The organism is uncultured Ruminococcus sp. (assembly GCF_946415235.1).
Taxonomy (GTDB): domain Bacteria; phylum Bacillota; class Clostridia; order Oscillospirales; family Ruminococcaceae; genus Ruminococcus.
In genome coordinates this window covers 1-9683 of the sequence record NZ_CAMKRR010000108.1, presented here as the reverse complement: position 1 = coordinate 9683, position 9683 = coordinate 1, and the positions used below count along the sequence as shown (strand labels likewise).

Genomic DNA, 9683 nt, shown 5'->3' with positions numbered 1-9683 from the left:
AACATTTAATTTCGGGCGGATGATATCCGCCCCTACAAATATAAATTTTGATTTACGAAAGGAGAATAATATGTTCAGAATAGGTCACGGTTACGACGTACACAAGCTTGTGGAAGGCAGAAAGCTCATTCTCGGCGGAGTTGAGATACCCCATGTCACAGGACTGCTCGGCCACTCAGATGCAGACGTGCTCGTTCATGCCATAATGGACGCAATGCTCGGAGCTCTCGCAATGGGAGACATAGGCCACCTCTTCCCCGATAACGACGACAGCTTCAAGGACGCGGACAGTATGAAGCTCATGGCTGAGGTTTGCCGCAGAGTCAGAGCCGAAGGCTGGGAGATAGGCAACATCGACGCTACTGTTATCGCTCAGGCGCCTAAGCTGGCACCGCATATACTGCAAATGCGCGAGAATATCGCAAAGGTCTGCGGCTGTGATGTATCGCAGATAAGTGTCAAGGCTACAACCGAGGAGCATCTCGGCTTCACAGGTGAAAAGCTGGGAATGTCAGCTCACGCAGCAGCCCTTATGTACAGGAAATAATTCTTTTATAAACTGCAAAAAAGCCGCAAGGGAGGAGCTCTCCTTTACGGCTTTTTCAATTATTCATCAATACAGTTTATGTATCATTACGGGTATCCAGTCCACCGGCTCACCCATTCCCTGTATTTTTTCTGCCATTTGCTCCGCTTTTTCAAAGCTTTCGTCCAGCAGCCCGTATTTGTTGAAGCTGATCTCATCGAACTCCTCATGGAGGGAATTGCACAGGAATGAGTGAAATCCCGATATATCCCAGCCGATTATATCGCAGCCGATAAACTCGCCCTCAGCTTCGCCGCTTTCATATTCCTGATGATCGAAATTGCCAGAAGAAAGCTCCGAATACCTTTCCATTGTGCTGACGGCGATAAGTGTGCAGTCATATGCCGCGAAATACTTCTTATAGAAGTAAACCGCGTCTTTTTTACGCAAAAAACTGCCGTCCGTATCGAAAAGATTCTGCGAGAACAAATCGCCTATCTCCCCGCTCATTTTTATATATTCTTCCCTGTCCGAAAAATATCTGCCTATGTACTGAGGATCGTCACCGTGAGGATTCCAGCCGTGACAATAAACTATCTGCGGCTCATGATCGCAAAGGCAGTCGCTCACGGAAATGAAGCTGTCTGTGTCAAATCCAAGGTACGACGGAGCATCAGTTTTATGGCAGATATAATAACCTATTGTAACAAAGCCGTTATCCATTTGTTGTCACCGCCGCTTTCAGCTCAAAGATACCGACATTCCGTCGGCTCAATATCATTATATATCATGCCCGGCAGCTTTGTCAATGAAATTCCTTATCTTACCGAAAAACACGGCTGACTTTACTTACTTCTTCCTGTTTATAAAGTCGCTTATGCCGCTGAACAGCGTAAATGCCACCTTGCCCCTGTACTCCTCGGTATTGAGCAGAGCAGCTTCATCGGGATTTGATAAAAAGCCGCATTCTGCCATAACTGTCGGATTTTCACTGTAATAGCACAGAAAAAGCTCTTTGCCGCACAGCTTTATTTCCCTGTCGTTATCAGGCTGCAAAAGACTCCTGAACCTTTCCTGAAGCATTCGCGCAAGAACTTCGCTCGTGCTGTTGCTGCCCGAATAAAACATCTGAGCTCCGCTGTATTTCGGGTCAGTGAATTGATTCTGATGTATAGATACGCATACGGCATTGCTGCTCCCGTTGAAAATTGCAAGGCGATTGTCCATATCAGAGCTTTTCTGTGCAGCTATCCCTTCTATTCCTTCATCATGTATGGATCTGTCGCTGTCGCGGGTGACCCTGACTTCATAACCGCTTGCTTCAAGCATATCCCGAAGCCGCAGAAGTATGTCAAGATTAATCCCCTTTTCAGGAACTCCCTCCGCCGATGTACAGCCGCCGTCTATGCCGCCATGTGGCGCATCAACTTAAACACAGTCGTATTTTTGGCTTAAAATAGCCTTTTCAAGAATATTATACCACGCTTTTTTGATTTGTCAAGAGCAAAATAAAAACATTGCCATAGATGATTTTGATGAACCCTATGGCAATAATGATTTCATATATGCTTTGCGAGATAATCATAAGTATCCCGTATATAATTCTCTATGGAAATCGGTTTAAATCCAAAGAATCCAATTGAATTTATCCCTTTATAAGCAGCATTTATTGCTTTTATTATCTTCTTCCTTTCAGGAAGATTCTCTCTAATAACTTTTCTGCATACATCATTTGCAAGAAAGCTGTCCGTGAAAATGTTTCCTTTTTCAGTATCAATCCTCGGAACCCCTGTTGCTATAAGTCCGAGATTATAGTCAAAAAGCGGTGCAAGTCCTATTATCTCGCCCGTAGTGCTGTTGCGCAGAACTCCCGCATTCTGATTATGACGGTCATCGTTATGAAGCAGGGCATCATAGAAAATCATCATAACATAAGGAGTTATCAGCTTCTCGTCAAGTCTCGGGATTATATACTCAGGCTCATCATGGTCATGGAAGTAATTGCAGAAAGGCTCAAAATCCACCTCTGCATTGTTAGTAAAATCCTTTGATACTATAAATAGTGATACAATTCCTATCTCCTCGGATATTTCCCTTTTCATATTATATTCTGCAACATTAATGCCCATAGCTTTGAGGAAATGATAGGAATAGTATTCGCTGATAAGCTCCTGAATATTCCCCTGCTTGAACATATACCATGTGCCATTTATATAACGCCACGCTTTTTCATAGCTTCCGACAGTTCCAAGCTCCCTGTATCCCAAAGTGTTTCCGCTGTTTGAAGCAGAAGCTCCGTAAAGAGCAATATCTGCAATTTCTTCATTATACTGCTTAAGCGAGTAATAATCAAGCTCTTCCTCTTTCTTCTGTATCCACCAGTTATCGGTAATGGATATTCCGTGACCGATATCTATGACCTGCTCTATGTCATCCGTAGTCCGCAGTCTCAAAGCTTTGAAAAGCTTTCTCGAATGAGAACGATGAACATCAACTATTCTGTTGTCGAGCCATATCTCAAGGGGCATTCCTACCACAAAACACGCTGGACATAGCGCTTTATCAACTATTTCAGTTATGCAGTCTTCATCTGCAAGGGCAATTACTTTATCCCTGTGCATTACTTTGTAGCCCATTATTTCACGCTCCTCAACATTAATTATTTCATATTATACCACAAAATGTGTAGGTTGTAAATAATTTATTACACATAAAGTGTATATAGATAATAATAGCGGTACGCCTTTTTTCAGACATACCGCTATAACTTCCAGTGTATATGTATTTCCCGCTCTCCGTTCTCACAGGTCTCACCTATCTCGACATAGTCTATGAATTCGTCTGCGATATTGCGGTCGAGCTTTTCAAAATGAGTATACTTCTCGATGAGCGACCTCTGCCCCTCAGCATTTTCCTGACGCTTACGGCAGTCTGCTATCTGCTGACTTAACTCAGCTATCTGCTTCGCAAGCTCATTCTCCTCATCACTGAGGCTTTGTCGGAACAAGGAATAGTCCGCATCGGACAGCACTCCATCAAGCTTGTCCTTATACATTTTTACAAGACGCTCCGAAGCAGTTTTGTGCCGTTTTTCAAGTGTATCAAGCCTGCGTTCAAGCGCCCTTAGTTGTTCGGAGTGAATATCCACAAGCTGTATCTCATCAGCCTTGCAGAATTGCTCGACGATTGCGTTAAGCTCGTCAAGAATATGCTTTTCAAGGACAAGTCCACTGATACTTGACTTGTTTGGACAGTTCATAGCCCCTGTCTTATATGTGGCACATTGAAGGGAATAATATTTAATCGTCTTAGCTTTGTTATAATACACATTTCTTTTCATTGGACGTCCGCAGCAGGCACATCTTACCTTGCCTGACAGCGGCGAAAGCTCCTGTGAGCACTTCCCTACTCTCCCATTACTGTTAAGACGCTCCTGAGTGCGCGTCCATGTTTCAGCATCTATTATAGCCTCATGAGCATTTGGTATACTAACCCAGTCAGCCTGATCCACCTTTTTACGCTTCTTGTTCTTGTAGCTGATGTGGTGAGACTTGCCCTGCACAAGCGTCCCGGTGTACACCTCGTTATGTAAAATCCTTGCAACAGTTGACTGCGTCCAAAGCCCACGTGCATTACTTGTATCTGCATTGAGATTAACATATTTTGAGCCATTCTGACGCTTATACTCAGCGGGACTTACGATTCCGTCAGCATTCAGCTTCTGAACTATCCTTCGATAGCCCTCGCCGCTGACATACATATCAAATATTATCCGCACAACAGGCGCGGTTCCCTCGTCGATGACGAGGTGGTGCTTGTCCTCGGGATCGATTTGGTAACCGTATGGAGCAAAAGAGGCTATGAACTGCCCCTGCTCTCGTTTATAAGCAAGAGTCCTACGTATCTTCGCGGAAATATCCTTGACGTACATTTCATTGTAGGCGCTGGTGAACAGGCGCATTGTTGAGTAGCTTTCGCTGTTGGTATCAGCGTTGTCGGCAACTCCTATGAAACGTATGCCCCACTCAAGGAACTTGTCGTTGATGTACTTTTCAACGATCATCGTATCACGGGAAAATCGGGACTGGTCCTTACATAATACGATGTCGATATTGCCTTTCTCACAATCTTGCAGCATACGGTTGAATTCGGGACGGCTGCGGTCAATGCCGCTGTAGCCGTCGTCAACATAGATGTCATATATCTCCCAGTCTCGTTCGTGACAGTAGTCGCGAAGCATGGCTTTCTGGTTCTGTATACTTGCACTTACATCGTTATCTGACTTATCCTTATCCTCTATGGATAAACGACAGTATATAGCCACCTTTGGCATTGACCTCACCTCCTTGTTTTAATATGTTTTTGTTCAGTTTGTTCTCTTCACCTGATGGTTTACGAGCTTCTCTATCTTCTCTGTGACAGCTTTTTTTAAACGCTCGATATCAGCCGTTTTGAAACTGCTTTTTGTATGTATTTTATCACTCATTTTTATCACCTGCCTTCAAGTGTATTCGGAATAAGCATTATATATGCTTATTATACTTGACCTTCTCTGGTAATCAGTATATAATATGTATATGGTAGTGCCCCAAAGGACGCAACCAGTATTAACTTATTTTATACCGTATTCCCTCTTGAACTTCTCATAAAACGGTGTGTCGATGAACTTGATTGTCTTTGCGTGTAGAACAACCGGTTCGTTTACCCCATCCTCTTTGTTGTATAGTTCAGCACAGAGTATGATATCTCCAATCCCCATTGATCCGAATCCAGCATCAATGGTATTCTTATATCCGAGCTCAGAGGCTATCCTATCAAGACTCTTAGCCGGCTTGAAGAATATCTTTATTCCAGCTTCTCGCATTACATCTACAGCGTGACTGCCGTTTGAGATATACTGCTGTGTCATACCTATGAGTCTTGTGTTGAATCTACGTCCTTGCGTGAGTATCGTGTGTAGAGGACTTCCCTCTGAGAAGTTATGCTCTTTGATCTCGTCCACCACAACTGTAAGCTGAGCAGAATTATGATCACGTTGCCAGGTAAACGCCGAGGATATCAAGACATCAAGCACGGTGTGAACATTATCACTGACTTCGTCTCCGAGTAAGATAACTGGAATCTTCTTTGATTGCTCAAAGAATTCTCCCCAGCTTTGCTTCTCGAAACCGCGAAGATCAATATCGTCAAGTGTTGAGCTTATAAGGCTGAATACCTTGTTTCCAACCTTGCCACCTCTTTTGAGAGTTTCAGCAAGCATACACCCGCTTATTGAAGTTATGTCGGTATTCTTCTTAAGCACATCGGATATTATGCCTTCGACGATTTTGGTCTCTTCCTTCTCGAGCTTACAAACCGCCTTGATGAAGCCCATGACCCTGCGCTTCTTTGCAGGGAGATTTGTGCAATCTCCAATGTATAAGGGATTTACAGGAAGTTTTCTTTTTCCGCCGCCAATATCAATAAACTCGAATAGGGCATTGACTACTTCTACTGGAAGTGCCCTGAGAATCTCACCATGAGTAAAGGATTTACTAACATCGAAGACGAGCATCCTGCTCCCGAGCATTGCTAACAATGGAAGCAAATTTGTTGCACAAAACGACTTCCCTTTGCCGCTCTGACCAGTGATAAAAATATGATCGTTGGACTTATTGCCAAACAATATATCCTTACCGACATATCTGCCGTCTGCGGTTATCCCCAACGGAAGAAGCTCGTTTTGTGTCAGTTCGCCGTATTCGAGAAGATACTTCTGATAATCTGCAAGGTCGAGTCTCCTACGATTTTCTGCATTTATGAGTTTCTTGCTGATGCCATAAGTGTACAGCATATATGGCTCTCCGTTTGAGTTCTGCACATGGAACCTGTAACACTTACTATTTTTATCGTTGATAGAGAGACAATCATTAGTTTTAAGAATATCTGTCAGCGAGTTTACACTGTGCAGATTCATCCTTCTAATGGCAAGTTTCTTGATAACTCCTGTTTCGATATAAATATTGTCATCATCAACAATTATTGAATCCGTTCCTTCATCGAAAATAATGTATTTGGTCCGTTTTATAAAATTTAAACAGCTACTGCTGATTTGTTCATTTAGACAGTTACCAAACGTTGTAATAATCATTTCATCATTACTTTTTTCTATTTTGCAGTAATTGCTAAGGATGTCAATTACTCTGTGTTCGGTTTCATCTTCAAATAGTTTTCCGAAATATTCATCGTAAGTTCTCAATGTTGCAATGAGGATAAAATATGCTTGTCTCCTTTGAGCAGGGATATAAACAGGTGCCTGTATAGAGATTTCCTCTAGGTTTTCATTAAAAATCTCTATATACTTCTTGTAGTTTCTTTCTATATTTTCTATTAAATACATATCATGTAACTCAAGTATTTCCGCAAAGGCAATCGGACTAATATCATATGCACCGTTTTGAATTGAAAAGTCACAGTATAAAAGTGGGTTTAATTGATACTTCGCATTTTGAGATATTAGAACTGGTATCTGCAAATATTCTTTATTAGCCCCAAGAGCTTTACTCTCTAAAGCTGATATACCTCTTCCCCGCGCCTTTTCATCATCAGCCTTAGATTCGTCAAGTACAAGAAGGATTGTATCATTTAATAAATTCCCAGCATCTATTATAGCATTTTGGTCACTCAACATAACAGCAGAATTATTGTTATATTTAACATTATCAAATATTGCTGCCAATAAAGAATTATCACAGTCTTCTGTTGGTTCAATGTACAATATTTGATTAAAGTAAACTCCATATCTACTGGCAAATGTTTGCATGTAACTTGCCGTTCTAATCAGAAATAATATTTTTAAATCACAAAAATCTTTAAAAATACCATCTAATATTTGCTTATAAGCAGTTTCAGCTTTGTAAATATTATTTTTCCTTCTCGGTCGGCTTTGACGAAGGATACTCTTAGAAACAATAAATGTACCATAAAGAGTACGTGAGGGACAAGCTCGTTGACCGTACAGCAACCTGCGATATCGTAAGGTGCTAAAGCTTGAACGATGGGATGATAATAGTTGCTTATTCAAGCGATCCTGTCGTTACGATGGGATTGCTTTTTGTGCTCTTATAAAATATTTTATAAGTAGTGCATGATTTATGCGTACAATCAGAGAAATAATAGTAAAAGATGAGAAGGTATACATTATCTAAGATCAGACGCAAACTTGAAAACGTACTAGGCTTCATGAATAGAAAAGGAGTGAAATAGATGAAATATTTCAAATTGTTAATTTTGTCGTTTTTATGTGCTGTATGTTTTTCAGCCTGTGGTGTAATTAAAGATAATGATCCAGATAATATGTATGCAAGCGAAAAGACAACATCAGCTTCGGATAGCAAAGAAAGGAAAGAAGAACAAACAAATGCATTCAAAGGAGAGGTAACTTCCATATCCGATGAGGAGACGCAGAATGAGAATAATCAAATTGCAATAGATTCAGCTCATTTTTCTGCAGTTGTTGATGGTAGCAAATGGTATACCGAAGATAAACCGGATGATATGGTAGTTGAGATAATGGGAATGAGTTATAAATGGCTCGCACAGAAAGAGATTGATAAAACTGGAATTGCCAAACCATCCATGATACAGTTTGGGCCTGTACTCGAAAATTTTAACATTGAAGATCTTGATCAGGAAAAACTAAACGGTGAGACTGACGTAAACAAAATATTTCTTATGATCTGCGAAGAGAGACTGAAATTAGATTATGCTGAGGTACAGCTTTCACAAATCGAAGAGCACTGCGCCGTAAAGATGTCACACGTAAGAAACTATATCGACTATGAGTCAGTTGGAATTGACCGCCCGAATTTATATCAGGATGAATTCGTTTTTTATGCGGGCGGAGCAATGAACGAAATTGTAGTTGGTTACACAGATGATGATGAAGGTCATGCAGCATATAAAAATTTTGAAGCAACTATAATTGATAATATAACGCTGAAAGATTGATAAAAACGCACGATGTTAGCATAAAAATAATTTGATGTCAAGAACAAATAATATTTTTCAGTCATACAAGAGTAGTACAGTGCCTATCTTCAGAATCATTTATGGTGTTATTTTCCTACACTTTTCCTACAGTTTTATGATTTTTTCTGCAAAGGCAATAAGCGTCAAATCAGCTTTAGCCCTCGAAAAATAGGTACAAAACAGGATCCTATTAAAACACAAGAAACTGCCGAAAATCCGTCAGCGTCGGCTTGTGGTCCCGAAGACCGTGGGTTCGAATCCCATCTCCCACCCCAGAAGAATAGGCACTTTCGAGAAATCGAAGGTGCCTTTTTCGTTGATTTCTAATATTTTTTCTAATATAAGAGATTTCTAATATGAAAGTCCCTGCAACTGCAGGGACTTTCTGTATCATATTTGTACATGAGCTTTGAACCTATTATGATAATAAGATAAATCACAATTTAACCCCATTCAACATCCATTCTTTCCGTTGATTTTAATTTGAGATAATTTTTAAAATCGTTGAAACACTTCTTGCATACACACTCTTGTCTTTTTTCATATCTCTCTTGCTTCATATATCTTCGCGGAAATAAACCACGAAACAATGAATATTGTCAGAGCAGCTGCAAATATAGCAGCGATAACTAACGGCTGAGTCAGCTTGGATAAGAATGATGTAACATCTGCCCCAATAAATGCTGAAGACAATCACGCAAGGGCAATAGTAAAAAATCTTGTTGAATCATCTTTGAATGACGATTTGCCGATATGCTATGATAAGGAATCGTTCCAGTCTAAAATCGATTTACTTATGAATCATTTTGTTGATATGGCTGTTCAGGGGTATGGTTGGATATCAACAGTAGCGTGAGAACTGATTATAGATAATGGTGGGGCGTTTGCCACCACCTAAACTATTATTATATCAAATCAGAACGCCAAACTTTCACTTCTGCTCAGAAAACCAAAATTTTATTATATCATAACAGATATTCAAAAATTCATTTCTGCATCGTTTCAAAAAGAAAAAGAGCCATTGCTATGTCAGCAACAGCTCTGTATACTTGTTTATGGTGACAGAACGAACTTCTTTACATACCCACTCACATCGACACCGCTTTCCATGTACCTGAGCAGAATCTCCGCACAAGCGTGAGCATCG

At 40.7% G+C, this 9683-nt stretch carries 7 protein-coding genes, 1 pseudogene and 1 riboswitch; of the genes and pseudogenes, 3 read left to right on the top strand and 5 right to left on the bottom strand.

Annotated elements, in window-relative coordinates; genetic code table 11:
• The first annotated feature begins 70 nt into the window (after positions 1–70).
• The gene (gene ispF, locus Q0R37_RS13590) at positions 71–547 is read left to right on the top strand and encodes a 2-C-methyl-D-erythritol 2,4-cyclodiphosphate synthase (RefSeq protein WP_294755092.1); all 477 of its coding nucleotides are present in this window, start codon (positions 71–73) and stop codon (positions 545–547) included.
• A 66-nt stretch (positions 548–613) separates the two neighbouring features.
• Here the strand turns inward: ispF and Q0R37_RS13585 are convergent, their stop codons facing one another.
• The 5 genes and pseudogenes from Q0R37_RS13585 to Q0R37_RS13565 all read right to left on the bottom strand — a co-directional run bounded on the left by Q0R37_RS13585 (position 614) and on the right by Q0R37_RS13565 (position 7244).
• Entirely contained in the window at positions 614–1249 is a 636-nt protein-coding gene (locus Q0R37_RS13585; protein ID WP_294755091.1) for a hypothetical protein, read from the bottom strand.
• Positions 1250–1375: 126 nt separating this feature from the next.
• Positions 1376–1942 (bottom strand): annotated as a pseudogene (locus tag Q0R37_RS13580) (N-acetylmuramoyl-L-alanine amidase); the annotation flags it as partial.
• Between the two features lie 143 nt (positions 1943–2085).
• Entirely contained in the window at positions 2086–3162 is a 1077-nt protein-coding gene (locus tag Q0R37_RS13575) for a hypothetical protein (protein ID WP_294755090.1), read from the bottom strand.
• A gap of 125 nt (positions 3163–3287) precedes the next feature.
• A complete protein-coding gene (locus Q0R37_RS13570; protein ID WP_294755089.1) occupies positions 3288–4859 on the bottom strand; it encodes a recombinase family protein in 1572 nt (523 codons plus the stop codon).
• Positions 4860–5138: 279 nt separating this feature from the next.
• Entirely contained in the window at positions 5139–7244 is a 2106-nt protein-coding gene (locus Q0R37_RS13565) for an ATP-binding protein (protein WP_294755088.1), read from the bottom strand.
• 238 nt (positions 7245–7482) lie between these two features.
• Positions 7483–7569, top strand: a riboswitch (SAM riboswitch).
• Positions 7570–7771: 202 nt separating this feature from the next.
• Between Q0R37_RS13565 and Q0R37_RS13560 the strand changes: the two genes are divergently transcribed.
• The gene (locus tag Q0R37_RS13560) at positions 7772–8515 is read left to right on the top strand and encodes a hypothetical protein (RefSeq protein WP_294755087.1); all 744 of its coding nucleotides are present in this window, start codon (positions 7772–7774) and stop codon (positions 8513–8515) included.
• A 667-nt stretch (positions 8516–9182) separates the two neighbouring features.
• On the top strand, positions 9183–9392 hold the full coding sequence (locus tag Q0R37_RS13555; protein ID WP_294755086.1) for a hypothetical protein: 210 nt from the start codon (positions 9183–9185) through the stop codon (positions 9390–9392).
• The last annotated feature ends 291 nt before the right edge of the window (positions 9393–9683 follow it).